Annotated in this window: 17 protein-coding genes; 4 read left to right on the top strand and 13 right to left on the bottom strand. The window is 41.4% G+C overall.

The window, feature by feature from the left end; genetic code table 11:
* Positions 1-3: 3 nt before the first annotated feature.
* Positions 4-1,671 (top strand): DNA polymerase/3'-5' exonuclease PolX, encoded by a 1,668-nt coding sequence (locus tag H8B17_RS10370; protein ID WP_190309094.1) that lies wholly within the window; start codon positions 4-6, stop codon positions 1,669-1,671.
* A 35-nt stretch (positions 1,672-1,706) separates the two neighbouring features.
* Here the strand turns inward: H8B17_RS10370 and H8B17_RS10375 are convergent, their stop codons facing one another.
* The 4 genes from H8B17_RS10375 to H8B17_RS10390 form a co-directional block, all read right to left on the bottom strand.
* Positions 1,707-2,513 carry a M48 family metallopeptidase gene (locus H8B17_RS10375; protein WP_190309095.1) on the bottom strand — a complete coding sequence of 269 codons (807 nt, stop codon included), beginning with the start codon at positions 2,511-2,513 and terminating at the stop codon, positions 1,707-1,709.
* 157 nt (positions 2,514-2,670) lie between these two features.
* The gene (plsY, locus tag H8B17_RS10380) at positions 2,671-3,318 is read right to left on the bottom strand and encodes a glycerol-3-phosphate 1-O-acyltransferase PlsY (RefSeq protein WP_190309096.1); all 648 of its coding nucleotides are present in this window, start codon (positions 3,316-3,318) and stop codon (positions 2,671-2,673) included.
* 27 nt (positions 3,319-3,345) lie between these two features.
* Positions 3,346-4,200, bottom strand: a complete 855-nt coding sequence (gene nadC, locus H8B17_RS10385) for a carboxylating nicotinate-nucleotide diphosphorylase (protein WP_190309097.1) — start codon at positions 4,198-4,200, stop codon at positions 3,346-3,348.
* 82 nt (positions 4,201-4,282) lie between these two features.
* Positions 4,283-4,690: a DUF4783 domain-containing protein gene (locus tag H8B17_RS10390; RefSeq protein WP_190309098.1), complete on the bottom strand. Its 408-nt coding sequence runs from the start codon at positions 4,688-4,690 to the stop codon at positions 4,283-4,285.
* A 156-nt stretch (positions 4,691-4,846) separates the two neighbouring features.
* Between H8B17_RS10390 and gpmI the strand changes: the two genes are divergently transcribed.
* Together gpmI and H8B17_RS10400 are read left to right on the top strand one after the other, a co-directional pair.
* Positions 4,847-6,382 carry a 2,3-bisphosphoglycerate-independent phosphoglycerate mutase gene (gene gpmI / locus H8B17_RS10395; RefSeq protein WP_190309099.1) on the top strand — a complete coding sequence of 512 codons (1,536 nt, stop codon included), beginning with the start codon at positions 4,847-4,849 and terminating at the stop codon, positions 6,380-6,382.
* Positions 6,369-6,932, top strand: coding sequence for a hypothetical protein (locus H8B17_RS10400; protein WP_190309100.1), 564 nt, complete (start codon positions 6,369-6,371; stop codon positions 6,930-6,932). Before gpmI ends, H8B17_RS10400 begins: the two co-directional genes overlap by 14 nt.
* Here the strand turns inward: H8B17_RS10400 and H8B17_RS10405 are convergent.
* From H8B17_RS10405 to H8B17_RS10420, 4 genes are read right to left on the bottom strand one after another with little or no spacing between them, the layout of a single operon-like run.
* Positions 6,922-7,455: an adenine phosphoribosyltransferase gene (locus H8B17_RS10405; RefSeq protein WP_190309101.1), complete on the bottom strand. Its 534-nt coding sequence runs from the start codon at positions 7,453-7,455 to the stop codon at positions 6,922-6,924. The two genes, H8B17_RS10400 and H8B17_RS10405, sit on opposite strands and share 11 nt — an antisense overlap.
* A gap of 5 nt (positions 7,456-7,460) precedes the next feature.
* Positions 7,461-8,357: a helix-hairpin-helix domain-containing protein gene (locus H8B17_RS10410; protein WP_190309102.1), complete on the bottom strand. Its 897-nt coding sequence runs from the start codon at positions 8,355-8,357 to the stop codon at positions 7,461-7,463.
* Between the two features lie 7 nt (positions 8,358-8,364).
* On the bottom strand, positions 8,365-9,678 hold the full coding sequence (locus H8B17_RS10415) for an efflux RND transporter periplasmic adaptor subunit (RefSeq protein ID WP_190309103.1): 1,314 nt from the start codon (positions 9,676-9,678) through the stop codon (positions 8,365-8,367).
* 10 nt (positions 9,679-9,688) lie between these two features.
* The gene (locus H8B17_RS10420; RefSeq protein ID WP_190309104.1) at positions 9,689-11,041 is read right to left on the bottom strand and encodes a TolC family protein; all 1,353 of its coding nucleotides are present in this window, start codon (positions 11,039-11,041) and stop codon (positions 9,689-9,691) included.
* A 32-nt stretch (positions 11,042-11,073) separates the two neighbouring features.
* Between H8B17_RS10420 and H8B17_RS10425 the strand changes: the two genes are divergently transcribed.
* Positions 11,074-11,709 (top strand): polysaccharide deacetylase family protein, encoded by a 636-nt coding sequence (locus H8B17_RS10425; protein WP_317171011.1) that lies wholly within the window; start codon positions 11,074-11,076, stop codon positions 11,707-11,709.
* 1 nt (position 11,710) lies between these two features.
* Here the strand turns inward: H8B17_RS10425 and H8B17_RS10430 are convergent, their stop codons facing one another.
* From H8B17_RS10430 to H8B17_RS10450, 5 genes are all read right to left on the bottom strand, one after another.
* Positions 11,711-12,535 carry a DUF4249 domain-containing protein gene (locus tag H8B17_RS10430; protein ID WP_190309105.1) on the bottom strand — a complete coding sequence of 275 codons (825 nt, stop codon included), beginning with the start codon at positions 12,533-12,535 and terminating at the stop codon, positions 11,711-11,713.
* 4 nt (positions 12,536-12,539) lie between these two features.
* Positions 12,540-14,858, bottom strand: a complete 2,319-nt coding sequence (locus tag H8B17_RS10435; RefSeq protein WP_190309106.1) for a TonB-dependent receptor — start codon at positions 14,856-14,858, stop codon at positions 12,540-12,542.
* A gap of 8 nt (positions 14,859-14,866) precedes the next feature.
* A complete protein-coding gene (locus H8B17_RS10440) occupies positions 14,867-15,679 on the bottom strand; it encodes an alpha/beta hydrolase (protein WP_190309107.1) in 813 nt (270 codons plus the stop codon).
* Positions 15,680-15,684: 5 nt separating this feature from the next.
* A complete protein-coding gene (locus tag H8B17_RS10445; protein WP_190309108.1) occupies positions 15,685-16,332 on the bottom strand; it encodes a hypothetical protein in 648 nt (215 codons plus the stop codon).
* A 72-nt stretch (positions 16,333-16,404) separates the two neighbouring features.
* Positions 16,405-19,347 carry an FAD-binding and (Fe-S)-binding domain-containing protein gene (locus H8B17_RS10450; protein WP_223816478.1) on the bottom strand — a complete coding sequence of 981 codons (2,943 nt, stop codon included), beginning with the start codon at positions 19,345-19,347 and terminating at the stop codon, positions 16,405-16,407.
* Positions 19,348-19,545 lie beyond the last annotated feature (198 nt).

Here is a 19,545-nt window from a genome sequence, read left to right on the forward strand (position 1 = left end):
ATCATGGAAAACAAAGCCATAGCTAAAGTTTTTAAATTATACAGCCAACTCATGGAGCTGTTCAACGATAACCCGTTTCGAACAAAAGCTATGGCCTCTGCTTCTTTCAAGATTGATAAGCTTCCTTTTCCAGCGGTGGACGCATCCGTCGATCAACTCAGTACGCAGCCCGGGATCGGTAAAAGTACGGCAGAAAAAATCATAGCCATTTTGGAAACAGGTTCTTTTCCCGAACTAGACAATCTCGTCGGGAAGACACCACCCGGCGTTTTGGCTATGTTGACCATAAAAGGGCTGGGACCAAAAAAAATCCAGGCCATCTGGAAAGATCTAGGGATTGAATCTATTGGAGAGCTTCTTTATGCCTGTAACGAAAATCGACTGAAAGACGCAAAAGGTTTCGGTTTAAAAACGCAGGAAGAAATCCGTAAAGCCATCGAGTTTTCTAATGCCAATCAAGGCTTATTTCTTTACGCTAAAGTAGAAAAAAGGGCCTCCACCTTTCTAGGCGACTTGGTCTCTCGTTTTCCGGATCAACAACATGCTTTAACTGGAGATTTTAGACGTAAATATGAAATCATTGCTTCCATCGATATATTGACAACCATTTCTGTCCAAGAGATCGTAGCCTTTATAAACGATACACCAGGCTATACCATCGACGAACAATCGGAGGCAACCGTCCATTTAACTGACGAGTTGGGAATTCGTTACCATATCCAAGGAACAACCGAAGAACATTTTGCCCGTGATCTCCTATTCAGTACAGGAAATGACACACATATACAAACGCTCCGAGCCATCCAAGAAAATATACCGGCACTTTCATCGGAGGAAGCCATTTATAGTGCTTTGGGGTTACCTTATATCGAACCCGAGCTAAGAGAGGGGGCAGGAGAAATTGATTGGGCAAAAAACGGAGATCTCCCCCAACTTATCACCTATGCCGACCTGAAAGGTAGCTTGCACAATCACTCGACTTATAGCGATGGTGTACATTCTCTGGAACAAATGGCAACATATTGTAAGGAGGAACTTGGGTTGAGCTATTTCGGTATCTGCGACCATTCTAAGACCGCTGTGTATGCTAGCGGTCTTGGTATAGAAAGGGTACAAGAACAATGGCAAGAAATAGAACACTTAAATAGCAAATTAGCACCTTTTCGGATTTTCAAAGGAATCGAATCGGATATTCTGTCCGACGGCAGTTTGGATTATCCCGATGAGATACTCGCAAAATTTGATTTCGTCGTTGCTTCCATTCATAGCAACTTACGGATGGAAGAAGAAAAAGCGACACAGCGCTTAATCACGGCGATAGAAAATCCCCACACAACCATTCTGGGGCATCCTACAGGTCGTTTGCTACTCAGCAGACCCGGCTACCCGATTGACTACAAAAAAGTAATAGATGCTTGTGCCGCCAATCAAGTGGTTATTGAAATCAATGCCAACCCTTTACGCCTCGATCTGGATTGGCGATGGCAACGACATGCATTGGAAAAAGGCGTATTGCTATCTATAAATCCAGATGCACACCGTACCGAAGGGTTAACGGACATGCAATACGGCGTATATGTAGCCCGCAAAGGAGGGCTATCTCCCGAACGTTGTCTAAATGCTTTTTCATTAGAAGAGATTGAACAATATTTCGCTAAGAAAAAAAGATAAAAAGAAAGGGCCCGCGCATTGCGAGCCCTTTCTTTTTATCTTTTGTAATATTGCATTGCTTGCGGAATAAGCTTCTGAATATCTCGAACCCGTCTAGCATCACTAGGGTGTGTACTCAAAAATTCTGGTGTTGAATTAGCTTTAGATTTCGCCGCCGCCATACGTTCCCAAAAAGATACCGCATGCTGTGGATTATACCCCGCCATCGCCATAAACATTAAGCCTAGCTGATCCGCTTCCGATTCATTCCCACGCGAGTAATTTAACATTGCCAATTGTCCTCCGATACCGTAAGCATTGTTTACCAACCCTTGTACGATAGAGCTTTTTCCTGAAGTTGCTACCCCCAAAACTTGCGCCCCCATCTGCAAAGCATATTGGTTAGACATCTGCTCCATCGAATGACGAGCAATCGCATGTGCAATTTCATGTCCCATTACCGTGGCAAGACCATCTTCATTCGCTGTAAACGGCAAAATACCCGTATATACTGCAACTTTTCCTCCAGGCATACACCATGCGTTCACATCGCCACTTTGCACCAAATTAAATTCCCAATTAAAATTGAATTGGTTCGCCAGCCCTTCTGTTTTCAAGTACTGGTTTACCGCAGAAGCAATCCGGTTACCTACTCTTTTTACTAATGTTGCATCCGACGTACCCGTAACTACTTTGGTATTCGGATTTCCCAAAAACTCCTTATACGCCACCGCAGCCTGCTGCTGTATCTGATCGTCACTTACCAACGACAATTGCTTTCTACCGGACAACGGCACGGTAGAACATCCTGCGATAATCGCTACAATCGTTGCTAACGAAATATATTTAAAAACCTTTTTCATAATAATTCAGTTTGTCTACAAACGTAACAGATAAAAACAATACGGTACAAATCCTATGCCTAAAAGCTCAAAATATGACATTTTTCAGCTACAAAATCCGGTGGCGGTTTCTCCGTTCGCTATCCCTTAGCATATGATGTCCCATCCCGATATAACGCTACATCTTCTTTTTCTTAAACAAATAAATCTTAGATTCGTGCCCTTTTAAAAGTCTTTCAATATTTTTTTGATGTGTTACCAGTATCAAGGCACAGATGGCGATCCCATATAGTAGCACTGCTGGTACCGACGTATGGAAAATAAATGCGACACTAAACGGAAACGTGAATCCCGCCAATATAGAGCTAAGCGACACATAATGTGTGATCAACAATGTCAACAGAAACACCGTTACACAACACAACGCCGCTTCCGGATGGATAGCAATAACCATCCCGAACAATGTTGCTACGCCTTTTCCACCTCGAAAGCCTGCAAATATGGGAAAAAGATGTCCTAACACTGCGATAACACCCAATGCCAATTGAAAGTTAACAAATTGTACAGAAGTCGGTATGCCGACAACGGCCGTATCTAGCAGATAAGGTAAATTGGTGGCTGTCCAACCTTTGAATATATCTACAAACATAACAATCGATCCGGCTTTTTTCCCTAGCACCCGAAAGGTATTGGTTGCTCCGGCATTCCCACTTCCATATTCTCGCACATCCACCCCATAGAAAGCCCCGCCGAACCATACCGCAGAAGGAATGGAACCAAACAGATAAGCTAAGATAACTATGCCTATTAGATAAATCGAAATCATATATTAATTTAAGCTTCCTAAAGGTAACTATACAATTTTAGCTTTTAAGCTTAGATCTAAACTTTTTACAGAATGTGTTAATGCACCCACCGAAATATAATCCACTCCGGTCAACGCATAATCGCGAATAGTTTCCAATGTTATTCCACCAGAAGCTTCCGTCACCAAACGGCCGTTCACCAGCCGTACCGCCTTCTCCACATCTTTAGGTGTAAAATTGTCGAACATAACCCGATCCACATATTCATTAGATAATACTTCTTCCAGTTCTTGAAAACTCCGGACTTCTATTTCTATCGGGATAGACAACTCTTTAGTAGTTCGATAAGCTTGGGCGCTCGCTAAAGCGTTGGAAATGCCTCCAGCATAATCTACATGGTTATCCTTGATGAGGATCATGTCATAGAGTCCGAACCGATGATTAGCCCCACCACCAATCCACACCGCTTCTTTCTCCAAAAAGCGTAATAATGGTGTAGTTTTACGGGTGTCCAAGACTTTAGCCTTTGTTCCTATCAATTGATTTGCATATAACTTGGTTCGTGTGGCAATTCCCGACATGCGTTGCATCACATTCAACACCAATCGTTCCGCCTTTAAAATGCTATGCACGCTTCCCCGCACAAAAAACGCTATATCGCCTGGTTTGACTTCCATGCCATCTTGCAATACGAGGTGCACTTCCAACCCAGAATCTATTAATTGAAAAATATCTTTTGCTATAGTGACTCCAGCAAGAACGCCGGTATCTTTAACAAGCAGCTTTGCTTCTCCCCCTACCCCTTCTTCAATGGTGGATAAGGAAGTATGGTCGCCATCTCCTACATCTTCTTGCAACGCTAACGCCACAAAATGTTCCAGTTTACTCAACTCAACTGCCATTTACTCGAATTAAATTAATAAGCGAAGATGACAAAAAAATATTTTATTATAAAATTCTATATCAACTTTTAAAAGCGTATTCCTATTCAATCCGTATTTCAGCAATCTTAAATTCCTTATTATTAGGCTGTATAAATTTTATAAACACCCGATAGTTTGTTGAATTAGTTTTCAATGAAAAAACAACGAATGAGGTCGTTGAATTATTAGCCCGTTGCATCTCCTTCAGCCCATCCACTTTATTTGTCCGAAAAAAATCATTCAACAGCAACTCGGCCTGAAATTTTGTAAACGCGCCCTCGTCTCTTTTTACAGAAAGATTGACGCTGTTATCAAAAATAGCCGCCAATTTCTTCGCGTTGCCTTCTTTTAATGCTGTGGATGCATTTTCCACTACTTCTTCAAACGAGGTATTTACCGCAAACGCCGACATACCCGACATACACCACAACACTAAAACAGCGTATTTAAATACCACGTTATACCCCATAAATTTTTATTTCTATTTCAGTCTAAGAACCTACTAAAACTATGCCAATACAACGACTTCGTGCTATGTCGAAAGCCTTGGGATGGATTTTTATATTTGCATAGATTTTTTGTATCAGCTATTCGCGAATACAAAGCATTTTATCTAAGTTTGTATGTGAGTAATTCAGAAAATAAAAGAGTAGCGCTACTAATCTTAGATGGTTTAGGCTACGGTAAAGACGATAATTCAAACGCTGTAAGCGCAGCGAACACGCCATTTCTAGATCATTTGCTAGCGACTTATCCTAATTCTCGTTTAGAAGCTTCCGGAGAGGCCGTTGGGCTTCCAGAAGGACAAATGGGTAACTCGGAGGTTGGCCATATGAACCTTGGTGGTGGTCGTATCGTGTATCAGGAACTGGGAAGAATAAATAAAGCGGCAAACGAGGGAGAATTCAACTCCAATCCCGTGATTAAAAAAGCTTTTGAATATGCTAAGACAGAAAACAAAAAGGTACACTTTATTGGCCTATTATCTGATGGTGGTGTACACGCACATATTAGTCATTTGAAGGCACTTTGTGATGCAGCACAACAAACCGGACTTCAACAAGATCAAGTATTTATCCATGCATTTATGGACGGCCGGGATACCGATCCCAACGGTGGGCTTGCTTATATGGAAGATTTACAAAACCATCTAGCCCAATCCACTGGAACTATCGCAAGTGCAATAGGACGCTATTATGCTATGGATAGAGATAACCGCTGGGAACGAGTCAAGGAAACCTATGACCTTTTGACAAAGGGAATCGGCAAGTCTACTCGAGATGCACTACAGGCCGTGAAGGAATCCTATAACGATGGAATAACCGATGAGTTCATTAAACCTATTGTGGTGACAGATGCAGATGGGAAACCACTGGCCACTATCCAAGAAGGTGATGTTGTGTTTTGTTATAATTTCCGTACAGATCGTGGTCGCGAAATAACGATTGCTTTAACACAACAAGATTTTCCGAAATATGACATGCATCCGTTGTCATTATATTATGTAACCATGACATCCTACGATGAAACCTTTAAAAATGTCCATGTCGTGTTCCATAAAGAAAACCTAACGAATACATTAGGGGAGGTATTAAGCCGTCAAAACAAAACACAAGTTCGTATTGCGGAAACAGAGAAATACCCACATGTTACGTTTTTCTTTTCCGGAGGTCGCGAAGAAGAATTTCCTGGTGAGCGTCGGTTGCTCATCCCTTCTCCGAAAGTAGCTACCTACGATCTTCAGCCCGAAATGAGTGCAGAAGGTATTACGACGGCAATATGCAATGATATAACGGAAAACAAACCCGATTTTATCTGCTTAAACTTTGCTAACCCCGATATGGTAGGGCATACGGGTGTCTTCAACGCTGTCGTTAAGGCCGTTGAAACCGTAGACGCCTGTACCAAGAAAGTTGTAGAAACAGGCTTGAAAAATGGTTACTCGTTTATTATCTTGGCCGATCATGGAAATTCTGAGTTTATGATTAACGAAGACGGTTCTGTAAATACGGCGCATACAACCAACTTGGTACCGTGCATCTTGATAGATGAAGATTATAAACACATAAAAGATGGGAAACTGGGTGACATTGCCCCCACAGTATTGAAGTTATTGGGTGCAAATATTCCAGCAGATATGAATGGTGATGTATTGGTGTAAAAATAAAAAAGCATCGGGCAAAGCAGTAATGGCGGTAGTTGTTACTGCTTTGTTCTTATGCTGTACCCCCAGCCCGAAAGAAAGAACGATAAAGAGGGAAGCGCATTTCGATATTCCAGGATATTTTAATGCCGAAATAGCGCGATTGGCACAGGAAAACCCTACTATAAACAAGACCGTTATCAAAGACAGTTTATCAGAAACCAGAGAAATACAAATCGCGGACTGGGAAACGGAGCTTTCCAGTTTTGTATCGATCGATTTGAACAAACCAGTTTATACCGGCATATTGGAAAAGGACAGTACAGCTAATAAAATAAAAATAACTTCTTCCGACCCTAAAATTGATATTTCTTCCGTTGAAATCGAATATAATGAAAATGGCGTGCCAATCGAATTTCGTATACAGCGAAATATTGAAAATTCACTTTATAAAACACATGAAACACTCCGTTATACCCAAAAAAAAGGGTATAGTTTAGAAAAACATCAGTCGGTGTTGGTTCTTGGAGAAAAGTATTATCATATCGAAGGCGTCTTTAATCCCTAAATCGCACCAGCGAAATTATCCGATCACTAAAACGTGTCAAGCGTCCCTGAGCCTGTAAGAAGTCCAAGCTAATAATAAATGTATAACCAATAATATCAGCTCCCAGTTTTTCTAACAACTTGGAAGCAGCCACCACCGTTCCCCCTGTCGCTAGCAAATCATCATGGATTAATACTTTGCTTCCTGGAGCAAATGCATCTTCATGTACTTCGATCGTCGCTTGGCCATATTCTAACTTATAGGATTCCGACACTGTCTTAAAGGGCAGCTTCCCCTGTTTTCGGACAGGGATAAAAGGAATATCCAACCTATTGGCCAACAACATACCGAATAAAAACCCACGGCTTTCCACCCCAGCGATAGCATCAATATCTACTCCTTGCAAACATTCAACCAACTGATCTATAATCTCACTACAGAGTTGTTGATCTTTTAAAATAGGTGTAATATCTTTAAATACAATTCCCGGTTGAGGAAAATCGGGAATATCCCGAATCACAGATTTGAGATGTTCTTCTAGCATGCTTTTTAATTAAAATCTAAATAAAATGCAATTTTACGTAAAAAATCGGCGTTTAAAGCATACACCTTTTCTAAATCAGTCAACGATGCAAAGGCACCGTGCTGCTCCCGATAACGCACGATATGCGTAGCCTCCTTACGGGAAATATAAGGGTGTTGCGCCAGTTCTTCTATCGGCAACTGATTTATTGCCCATTTTTTAACAGTAGGAGCATCCAATGCCAATGAAGATTCCATTCTTTCAAACTGCTCTTCGGAAATGCCGTACACCTCTCTTACCTGGTCAATACGATGAAAACCACCCAATGCGTCACGAAACTTTACAATTCGCGAAGCAAGTACCGGCCCTATACCGTGAATTTCTTGCAGGGCCGCCGTATCTGCTATAGCCAAGTCCACTACTATTACTTTTTTTGCAAACGGTTTTTTCGATTCCTTCGATGAAAAAACCACCTTCGAGGGTAGAGGAGAAACCGTTTCCGGCAACGTAATGTACGGTGCTATTCTCTTAAAGTCCTCGTCGGAAACAACATACAACTTAGCCACATCCGCTTTTATACGGAAGCTTCCTCCCTTCAATTCATAATTTTTAATAACCTGTATTTGTTTTTCGGTAAACCCCAGCATTTTCCACTTCTCCACAGGTAAATTATTGGGATCGAAGGGAAACAATGATTCCTTTGCTACCTTATGAACGTCGTAAATTTCTTCTGGTTTTGATTCAAACGTTTTTAGTTCTGCCTCTATCGTGGAAAAAACAAGCAACTTGTCATCGGCAGTGTGTTTCACATAAAAGCCATATACGAGGGGGGCCACTCCTATCAAGCCAATAAGAATCGAAAACATCAAAAATCCCCGGCGTTCGTTCTCACTCATTCCAAAAAGGATGGCCAGCTTTTTCATAATATTTTTAATTTAAAGCGCTCGCATCGACCTCTTTCACTCGCGTACCATCTTGCAAAATCTTAGAAATCGCATTAAAAGGTCTCGACACCACCTTATCTCCCGCTTTTAATCCGGATTTAACAATAATATTATTATCGTCTTGGATACCAGTGGTTACTTCGGTCATGTCCACAACATCTCCTTTAAGTATAAACACATATTCTTTTACATCCGCATTGTCTACCGAATCCGCTTTATTTGTATTCTCTCGTACAGTCACTGCTTGGATAGGAACGACAAGACCTTTATCCGATTTCGTGTGAATCTGTACAGTTGCTGATAAACCAGGTTTGAAGGGAGAAGAATTTTTATTATCGTCATCTATCAAATCTTCATACGAAGATGTCTCGATACGTACCTTGACATTAAAGTTCGTTACTTGCTCCGCCGTTGTTGCCACAGTTTCAGAACCCGCTGAAGTAGAAGAGCTTGAAATTTCGGTCAGCAACCCTTTAAACTTTCGCCCTTGAAAAGCATCTACCTCTATTGTTGCTTCGTTGCCCACTTTTACACGGTTAATATCATTTTCATTCACTTCAACATTCACTTCCATGGTGGCCATATTGGCGATACGCATAATTTCCGTTCCTGCCATCTGTGCTGTACCTACTACGCGCTCACCTAGTTCTATGGACAACAAAGAAACAACACCATCCGAAGGTGCGTATATGGTTGTTCTCGACAAGCTATTTCCTGCCTCCTGCAACTGCGCTTGCGATTGATTCACACCGAACCGAGATACTTCAACTTGTTGACGCTGCGATTCTACCGTGGCACGCGCAACTTCATAATCCGCCTTTGCTTTATCCATTTCTGATGCCGATATCACTTTTTTATTAAAGAGTTCTAGGCTTCGGTTATAGATAGCTTCCGCGTTGATAAGGCTCGCTTCTTGTTGCTTCAACATCTGCTGTGCTGCTGCAAGTTGCGCTTTTTGTTGACTGACCATAGCCACTACCTGATCATAGCTGGATTGTAACAAATCGGGTTTGACGCGACATAATATGTCACCCCTTTTTACAACTTGTCCTTCTCGAACATTCAACTCTATAATCTCGCCGGAAACTTCCGAGCTCAATTTCACCTCGAATTCCGGTTGTACCTTACCACTCGCAGAAACAAGCTCCGAGATGGTTTTCTCCGTCACTTCATCCACCGCGACCTGTTGTACGCCCCCATCACCAAACCAGCCGAACTTACTGCCTATTACAACGAATATTAAGATTACTACTGCAGAGATGACCAATATTTTAGGAAGGTTGCTCTTTTTCTTTGCCATGAAAATATAGTTAAAAATTTATAGGGTTTCCGATATAATAATCAATGACCTTTCCACGAAATACCATTTCGTATTTCCGACGGATCATTTCAAATTCTGCTTTGTTCATATTTGTCTGTGCGGTAAACATTTCCATCGAATTTGCCATACCCACATCATAACGTTCCTTAATGGTTTCATAAGCGACTTTCGATGTATTAAAAGCCACCTGTGAAGCGAAATACTGTTTATTGGCAGATCTTAAATCTAAAATAGCCTGCGAAATGGTCTTTTCCAGATTTCTACGGGCTATCGACTCTTCATTTTCCGCCTGTAAATAGCCTATTTTGGCTTTATTCACAGCTACCTTCGTCCGGTTATTATTAAAAATAGGCATTTGAAGACTGATTCCTCCCTGAAAGGACTTATTTTCATTGATCTGGTTGTAAAACTTCATTTGTTCTCCAGTAATGATATCCGTCGCCCTAGAAGAATAATTTGTGCCGTAGCCTGCATTTAGACTTAACGTTGGGTAATAAGCCCCCTTAGCAATATCAATATTTTTGCGAGCCAAGTCCTTGTAATAACTGGCCTGTTCAATAGCTGGCTGTGTCAGTAATGCTTTTTTAAACACGTCATCGAACGAGCTCACGGCATATTCTGCCATAATATCCGCTATACTTGGTTTTTCCAAACTAAACGTCGTATCCGGAGATAGCTCCATGAGTTGCTTTAAATTAAGCAACGAGAGTTCGTAAGCATTCTCTGACGACATGATATTCAACTCATCCGTTGCTACTTGATTTTCTGCCTGAGCCAAATCAGCCAATGTTTTGTTCCCTACTTGGAACTGTATACTATCCTGACGTAACTGCTCTCGCGAAAGCTTAACTTGCTGTATAGCTGCCTCATACAACTCTCCATTCGTAATCGCTTCCAAATAATTTGTCACCACAGATAAGATCAAGTCGTTTTTCACTTTTTCCACTTCAGTTGCGTCAACCGAAAGCTGGATTTTATTTGCTTTAATCTGATTGATTTTCTGGAAGCCCTGAAATATCGACACACTTGAAGATAATTGTCCTCCTGCACTCGTCGTCCAATCATTCCCACGAATTAGCTGTCCCGAAGTTTGGTCAAACGTCAAACCATAATTATAAGAATTGCTAATACCTACGCTCAAATTCGGATACAACTCTGATTTCGATTGATAAAGATTTTGTTCACTTATTTGACGTCCAAATTCTGCTTGTTTAATTTGCAGATTACGCTCCAAAGTTGTCTCTACAGCCTCCTGTAAGGTAACCTGTGCGTATCCCCTAGGGGATCCTATAATGAACAAAATGGAAAATAATACAATATAATAGGATATTTTTTGTGCCATTTGATTAATTAAGCATAAAATGATTTTTAAATTTGGGACAAATATCTGATATTATCAACATGTATTTTGTTACTGCACCCTTTTTTTTACGATGGTACTATCCAAAAATAACGTTCAATAAGTCTAGAAAAGAACGAAAAATATACCTGACTTTCGATGATGGGCCGATTCCAGAGGTCACGCCTTGCATACTAGATACATTAGCTGAATATGATATCAAGGCGACTTTTTTTTGTGTAGGCGACAATATAGAAAAAAACCGATCGATTTATGAGCGTATTCTCTCCGAAGGGCACCAAGTGGGTAATCACACTTACAATCATCTGCGGGGATGGGATACAGATGACAACATCTATCTGGATAACATAGCAAAATGCCAACAACTAACCGGAACACCATTATTTCGTCCACCTTATGCCCGTGCAAAAAAAACACAACTAAAAGCTTTGTACGGACGGTATGAAGTGGTCTTTTGGGATGTCCTTTCCGGTGATTTCGATGAGCAAATCAGCCCCGAAAAATGTTATCGAAACGTTGTCCGGCATGCCAAAAGTGGGTCTATTATCGTGTTCCATGACAATATTAAGGCATTGCCACGCGTAACTTACGCACTACCAAAGGTCATTTCTTACCTCAAGCGAGCGGGATATGATTTTGGCGTATTGTAATTTACGGCAACAAGCTATCGTCAAGATTATCCAAATCAAAATCCGTATCCATGATTTGCAATCGGAATTCTTGCGCCGAAGCGACAGAAAAATAGCCCAATGCATTATTGGATATATTTGATGTTGGATTTGCGGGAGCGGCGGAACCAGGATTCGTACTCTGATATTCATTCCAATAATCAAACACCTTTTCGTCTATGCAATAGCGCCGCACAGAAATATAATCTCCTGGCTTCAATTCAGCGTCTAAATCAGAAACTTGGTGTGTTACATATAACCCATCATTAAATTTATCTTGAAACACCGTAGAGAAACGATAACTAGCATCGTTGATCGAGATATCATATTTATAATAATTAGCTACGTCAGGTGGGTCATTAAATTTGAAAGTCGCAAAATAATAGCTCTCTCCGAAAATATTTTCTCGGACGATACCTGTCGAATCAACATCTACATAAGATTGCATATAACAAGTGGAATGAAATGGTTCACCATCCACCTCCACGTATAACGAATAGCTTTGTCCTGCGACTGGTGTAAAATCTCTAGCTACATAATTTCCTTCTCGATCATGCTGGAAATCATGATGCCCCCCCTTACTGTCTAGTACAATCACAACCGCATTGGTTACGCCCAACGAGTTAACCGGGTCATTAAAGGCAACCGTTTTAGATACCCTAATGTGCTGGGTAGATTGTAAGTCAGAAAGATTCGCTTCAATCACTACCCGAGGATCTGCATCATTCAAGTCCACCTCTATTATTTCCTCGCAAGCGGAGAAAAATAAAAGTGTACATAGTATATAGATATAACGCTTAACAGTCATATAATCAGAATTTAAAATTCCACGTAACAGACGGGATAATACCAAATAAAGCTATTTTATACGCCTCCGTGATGTTCGAATTACTTTGGTTCTCCCGGAAATCGATAATATACGCATTTCGTCTATTGTAGGCATTATATATCCCAAACGTCCAACTTGATCTAAAACGCTTGTCGGAGAGAACCGGTTCATAAGTAGCAGACAGATCTAATCGATGATAATTGGGCATTCGATAACCGTTTCTTTCTGTGTAATAGAACATTGTTTTCCCATCAACTTCATATTTACCACTCGGAAACGTCACTGCATTTCCGGTGTAATACACAAAGGTCGCGCCTAGCGTCCATTTCCTCGAAAGTTCATACATACCGACCACAGAAACATCGTGTGTCCTATCTTGACGTGCTCTGAACCATCGTCCGGCATCAATCTCATCAAATTTACGTTCACTTCTAGCAAGAGTATAGCTAACCCATCCATGTAGTTTGCCGGTACTTTTCCGAAGATAAGCTTCCACACCATACGCTCTTCCGATTCCATACAACAAATCCCCCTCTAGATACTGATTTGCCTGTAAATCCGCTCCATTCCGAAAATCAATCTGATTCCCCATGTGTTTATAATAGGTCTCTAGCGAAAATTCATATCGATTGTCTTTGAAATTTCGAAAATATCCCACTGCAACTTGATCAGCGATTTGAGGTTTAATATTCAAGCTACTCACCACATACTGATCTGTGGGTAAGCTCGCCGTCGTGTTGGTCAATTGATGTAGATTTTGTGCAATACGGTTATAAGATGCTTTAATACTGTGCTGTTCGCTCAACAGAAAGCTCGCCGAAAAACGCGGTTCTATATTCAAATAGTGTCTTGCTATGGTTCCCTTTCCGTAATATTGTTCTGCGACAGCCTCTCCATCCTCATCATATGTATAAAACGTCCCCGGCCCCATGACCATAAAATCACTGGCGCGCAGCCCATATAATAACGATAGCCAATCGACAGGATTCCAAGTATGCGATATATAGGCCGCCGCCTCTATTCCTTGGCGATTATCTACATCAATGGAATTAACGGACGTATTCTCGTCCGCGGTTATGCTCGCGGGATAAATGGACTGTTGCAAAGCATGGAAACCAAAACGCCAAGTACTTATCGGGTTTTGATAGTAAGAGAAATCCTGTTTTAAATTCCAATTACGGATTTTAGATGCTATCCCAAAATTGTTATCATCGCTGGACACCTGCACATTATAGCTGAAATCACTGTATATCAGCGATGTGTTACTGAATAGTTTATCGTTAAAAATATGATTCCACCGTACCGTTGCTGTGGCATTTCCCCAATCAAAATTAAAAAGATCAGAATAGCCTAGGTCATCCTTACCGAAGTACCCAGATAGGTAGAGCGTATTTTTATCATTAAATCTAAAATTCAGTTTGGCATTCAGGTCGTAGAAATAAAGCTTACTTTTATTGACATCATCGTCATTTGAAAGTTTCAAGAACATATCCGCATAGGTCCGGCGACCACTTATCATAAAAGAGCTTTTATCCTTAATTAACGGTGCCTCTACTTTGAGTCGAGAAGCAATAAGGCCTATACCGCCTTCCGTAGTTAATTTCTTTTGGTTCCCATCCATCATAGCAATGTCCAATACGGACGAAATACGCCCCCCAAATTGCGCCGGAATACCACCTTTGTAAAGCTGTACATCTTTAATTGCATCAGAATTAAAGGTAGAGAAGAAACCTAATAGATGAGAAGCGTTATACACTGTTGCTTCATCCAACAAAATTAGATTCTGGTCACTACCGCCACCACGTACATAAAAATTAGACGACCCTTCTCCTCCACTCTGCACCCCCGGTAATAGCTGTATGGTTTTTAATAAATCACGTTCTCCGAAAACGACCGGCACATTCTTAACTTCTTCCATGGTAAAGTTAAGTACGCCCATTTGTGGATTTGAAACATTATTATCCCTTCGCTCTGCGGAAACAACAACCTCCTCTAACGTATTATCTCCTCGACGTAGCTCAACATTCAGTCTTTGGTTGCTATTTAAATTTACCTCTTCTGAATAAGATTGGTAACCGACATAACTCAAGGTAATCTGATGTTTACCTTGAGGTAATGTCAACGAATAAAAGCCATATGCATTGGTGCTAGCTGCCTGCCCTCCCGGCTCTACCGAAACAACTGCGCCAATCAATGTCTCTCCCGACTCGGCATCACGAACGGTTCCACTCAGCACAATTTGCTGTGCAAAAGTCTCGACAGCACTAAAAAGAACAACAAGAATCAACCACAACTTATTCATCTATCCCCTTATTTCTTCGCATTTTGGTCTTGAAAACATTGCGCAAAAAACGCCATTTGAAAATCTATCGAGCGCGCCCAATATTCACCGTTATGTTTGCCCCGCATAGTCAGGTAATGATGCGGCACATTCAAGTAAGTAAGCTTTTCATGCAGCTTATTATTTACCTCAAAAAAGAAATCTTCCGTTCCACAGTCTATAAACAAGTTAAGCGACTGGGGCTTAATAAGATATGTTAATTCAATAACGGTATGCGCATCCCAAACTTCTGGCTTTTCGTGATACTCACCAAGATGCTTCTTCATGTCCCAATTATTTGGGAACGGACGAATATCTACACCGCCTGAGGTGCTACCCGCAAAAGCAAATAAATCCTGGTGACGAAATGCAAGATATAAAGCCCCATGTCCACCCATACTCAAGCCCGTTATCCCACGGTTAGCACGATCCGTCCCTACTTGATATTGCTGTTCCACAAAAGGTATAAGTTCTTTGGTGATAAATGTTTCATATTGGTAATCGTTATTTTCTGTATCCCAATACCAACTACTGAAACCGCCATCCGGACAAACAACCATATATCCATACGTATCAACAAGTTGTTTAATATGCGGTGCAGTTTTCAGCCAACTAGCATAATTGCCCGAATACCCATGCAGCAAATAAAGTGTAGACGTTGCCTTTTCATTCTCTGGAGCAATAACAACCGCTTTGATGTCTTTACCCATCCGCGTACTCCTCACCGTTACTGTATCGACAGTTGCGGCGTGTAATTGTAGTACACCCGCAATGGTCGCTAGTAAAAGAAAAATGTATTTCATATTCCTTATTCTACACCCCCCCCTGTAAACGCCGATAATATACCTGGATATTGTGCCGCATCTTTGGCCCACATTTTAAAGGAGCGGTTATACAGATTCAATTCTGCAAATACTTCGGCTTCCTCTCCTACACTGTTCGCAAAAAATAGTTTAAACGCATACGTTCCATTTCCTGTTAAATCCACCACCGTTTTATTGGAAGAAAAAACAAGCGGTTCTAGCGTTGCATCGGTCATACCAGCGTCAATAGGTTGCTCATAAAGAGCCGCTATCGCCTTCACAAATCTGTCGGACTCCCCGCCAACGGAACTAAATTTGATGGCACCCTCATGGAAGGCATTTTCTTCATTTACATTTCCATCTTCGAAGATTCCCGCAGAAATATCTTTGATTATTTCAATCTGTAAGCCCAAAGTATCCTTGTCATTCAGTGATTTTCCAACATACACCATGGAGGAATCCGTTTCCGTTGATTTAACTAACGACAAATATACGGCCGGATTATCCGTTGTAGACGTTGCCACAAACTGTGCAAGATTAGCTGTCAAGGCGTCCTCGGTTGTCTTATCATTACCGTTTTGGTTATTTCCGCAGCTAGCGAATGTCGACACGAAGATTGTGACCGCAGCTACTTTTAAAATTGTCCTTTTCATCTGTATATTTATGTTTATTCTGTTATGTACTATATTAAAACAGTTTAACAAGCAAAATACGAATAAATTGCTTTATTGTACCAAAGCATCGTATAAAACTTCTACGGGATGGTAAGATTTTCTTCCGGTGCCATCCTTAATTTGATGGCGACAAGATGTCCCAGCCGCCGCAATTAGTATCTCTTCATCAGTGGCACGTACCACCGGTAAAAGAACAAGCTCTCCCACTTTCATGGATACGTCGTAATGTTCTTCTTCATACCCAAAAGACCCCGCCATACCGCAACAACCCGATGGAATAACCTCTACACTGTAATTTTGAGGAAACGACAATAGTTTCTCCGTATATCCAACCAAATGAAACGCTTTCTGATAACAATGCCCATGTAATTTGACCTTTTTTGTCCCTGTTGTAAATTGCTCTTGCTGAATCCTTCCTGCCTCTACTTCTCTGATAAGGAATTCGTCAATCATCAACGTATTATTCGCCAACTGGCTGGCTGCGTCACGCAAATGCCCATCCACCAAGTCTATATATTCGTCCCGAAACGTGATAATCGCCGACGGTTCTATTCCCAAAAGCGGTGTATCTTCCGTTATCACATTTTTCAAGAGTTCCACATTTCTTTCTGCGATTTTCTTCGCTTCTTTTACAAAACCTTTAGATAGATACGTCCGACCACTTTCTACGTGCTGGGGTATAATAACTTCGTACCCCAATGATGTCAGCAATTTATGTGCCGTTATGCCAATAGCTGTATCGTTATATTCCGTAAACTCATCACTGAACAAATACACTTTTCGGCTATGATTTTGTACCGGCTGTTTCCGCGCCCACTTCGACAACGTCGTGAAATGGACAGTGGGTAATGAACGTTTGGAGGCAAACCCTAAAATAGATTTCACCATATTCGCAAGTAATGGTGTTTTAACCACCCAATTATATAGCGGAGCCACGTACGATCCCAACTGCTGACTTTTGGTAAAATTAGCAATAACCGAAGAACGAAAAGGCACACCATGCGCATCGTAATAATGTTGTAAAAATTCGGCTTTCATCTTGGCGACGTCTACACGCGAGGGACATTCGCTTTTACAAGCCTTGCAACTTAAGCACAAATCCATCACTTCCTTTATCTCCTCGTGATCAAACCGATTCGCTTTCGTCGAATTTGTCAAGAATTGCCGAAGCATATTTGCTCTCGCCCTAGTGGTATCTTTTTCGTCTCGGGTCGCCATAAACGACGGACACATCGTGCCACCGGTAATTTCTGTTTTTCGACAATCACCGGAACCAGAACATTTTTCCGCCAGGCGCAGAATTCCCTCCTCTTTTGTAAAATCAAAATAGGTCTGTATCTGCTTGCCGTCTACCACCTTGTCATAACGCAATGACGTATCCATTGGTGGAGTATTGACAATCTTATTGGCGTTGAATACACCACGCGGGTCAAAAATTGCCTTTGTCTCCAGCAACAATTGATAAACCTGTTCGCCCAACACTTTCCCTATAAACTCACCCCGCAAGCGTCCGTCGCCATGTTCACCGCTCAACGAACCATTGTACTTCAGCACTAAATCCGTGGTCCGTTCTAATATTGATCTAAATTTCCTACGCCCCTCCGTTTTTTTTAGATTAATAAACGGCTCGATATGCAATTCCCCCGCCCCCGCATGTGCATAATAAGAAGCGTGCACACCCTCTTGTCGTAGCAAAATCTGTATATCTTTGACGTATGCTGGTAAATCTTCGGGAGATACAGCACAGTCTTCAATGAGATTTACCGGCTGTTCATCACCCGGCAGATTCCTGATTAAACCCAATCCGGCTTTACGCACATCCCATACCAGATTCGTTTGCTGCTCTCCTACAATAAAAGGATACGCATAACCCAAATGCCGCTCAGCCAAGTCTTTTTGTAATGCTTCCGCTTTTCGATATAATTCAGCTTCCTCCTCGGCACGAAACTCGATAATGAGTAATGCCTGCGGATCACCTTCAATAAAAAAACGATTATGCTGATACGTGGGATGTCCTACAGTAAAATCCAATATATACTTATCAACCAACTCGGAAGCCTCGGGATGATGAGATAGCGCAACGATATTGCCTTCCATACATTCAACCATATCTGCAAAATGCACGCACAATAAACCAATCTCTTTAGGTGGAAGAGGCATTAAGCGCAACTTGGCTTCGGTCACAATGCCAATCGTTCCCTCCGATCCCGCCAGCAAATCACATAAGTTGAACGGTTTCTCATTATCCACAAGAAAATCCAACGCATATCCCGTATTTCGGCGGGTCAGTGTTTTTTTAGGATATCCCGATACAATGGCCTGCTTATTTTCCGATCGTGACAGCAAAGCATTCAGCTGTCTATAAATTTGCCCTTCACGTGTTTGAGACGCCAACTTTTCAAAAAGTGCAGCTTCATCCAACGCTTTAAAAACCACCTCGGAAGTATCATCCAGTAGTACCTTGGCTTCTAACAAGTTTTTTCGGGTATCTCCCCAGACGATAGAATGCAGGCCCGAGGAGTTATTTCCGATCATACCCCCCACCATCGCACGGCTTGCCGTCGAGGTTTCTGGGCCAAACATCAATCCATGGACCCGGAGATAGTTATTTAGATCATCACGAATAACGCCGGGTTGTACACGTACCCAACGTTCTTTCACATTCAGTTCCAATATCTGATTAAAGCATCGAGATACATCGACAATGATACCACTCCCCACCACTTGACCCGCAAGTGAGGTACCCGCCGTCCGCGGAATGAGAGTCAGATGCTGTTCGTTTGCGAATAAAATAAGGTTCTTTAGGTCTCCTTTGCCTTGTGGGATCGCCACCGAAAGAGGAAGTTCCTGATACACAGAAGCATCAGTTGCGTATGCCAATCGCATCGCCTGATGCTTTGAATTTTCGGGTAAATAAAACAACTCTCCCGTTAGTTGGGAAGACAGTCGGTTTAGTTCATCTATAATCTGCACGTCCGTATCGTAGTTTGACAAAACAAATTTATGATAATTTGAGCAGCTTTAACGAATTGTTTAGCTTTTTACAAAAACAGCTGCTAGTCAGAACACATCTTTACACCTTTAAATGAGGTTCTGCAAAACAGCACTATATTCAATAAAAAATATAAAATAAAGAACATAATTCATATTTAATAAGAAAATTTTGAATATTATTCATTAATCTGTATCTTT

The organism is Sphingobacterium arenae, from assembly GCF_014692505.1.
GTDB lineage: Bacteria > Bacteroidota > Bacteroidia > Sphingobacteriales > Sphingobacteriaceae > Sphingobacterium > Sphingobacterium arenae.

Bases quoted from the DNA above. Each gene is read 5' to 3' on its own strand.
- H8B17_RS10370 (WP_190309094.1), top strand. From the start codon at position 4: ATGGAAAACAAAGCCATAGCTAAAGTTTTTAAATTATACAGCCAACTC.
- H8B17_RS10375 (WP_190309095.1), bottom strand. From the start codon at position 2,513: ATGAAAAAGGTTTTTAAATATATTTCGTTAGCAACGATTGTAGCGATT.
- plsY (WP_190309096.1), bottom strand. From the start codon at position 3,318: ATGATTTCGATTTATCTAATAGGCATAGTTATCTTAGCTTATCTGTTT.
- nadC (WP_190309097.1), bottom strand. From the start codon at position 4,200: ATGGCAGTTGAGTTGAGTAAACTGGAACATTTTGTGGCGTTAGCGTTG.
- H8B17_RS10390 (WP_190309098.1), bottom strand. From the start codon at position 4,690: ATGGGGTATAACGTGGTATTTAAATACGCTGTTTTAGTGTTGTGGTGT.
- H8B17_RS10400 (WP_190309100.1), top strand. From the start codon at position 6,369: ATGTATTGGTGTAAAAATAAAAAAGCATCGGGCAAAGCAGTAATGGCG.
- H8B17_RS10405 (WP_190309101.1), bottom strand. From the start codon at position 7,455: ATGCTAGAAGAACATCTCAAATCTGTGATTCGGGATATTCCCGATTTT.
- H8B17_RS10410 (WP_190309102.1), bottom strand. From the start codon at position 8,357: ATGAAAAAGCTGGCCATCCTTTTTGGAATGAGTGAGAACGAACGCCGG.
- H8B17_RS10415 (WP_190309103.1), bottom strand. From the start codon at position 9,678: ATGGCAAAGAAAAAGAGCAACCTTCCTAAAATATTGGTCATCTCTGCA.
- H8B17_RS10420 (WP_190309104.1), bottom strand. From the start codon at position 11,041: ATGGCACAAAAAATATCCTATTATATTGTATTATTTTCCATTTTGTTC.
- H8B17_RS10430 (WP_190309105.1), bottom strand. From the start codon at position 12,535: ATGACTGTTAAGCGTTATATCTATATACTATGTACACTTTTATTTTTC.
- H8B17_RS10435 (WP_190309106.1), bottom strand. From the start codon at position 14,858: ATGAATAAGTTGTGGTTGATTCTTGTTGTTCTTTTTAGTGCTGTCGAG.
- H8B17_RS10440 (WP_190309107.1), bottom strand. From the start codon at position 15,679: ATGAAATACATTTTTCTTTTACTAGCGACCATTGCGGGTGTACTACAA.
- H8B17_RS10445 (WP_190309108.1), bottom strand. From the start codon at position 16,332: ATGAAAAGGACAATTTTAAAAGTAGCTGCGGTCACAATCTTCGTGTCG.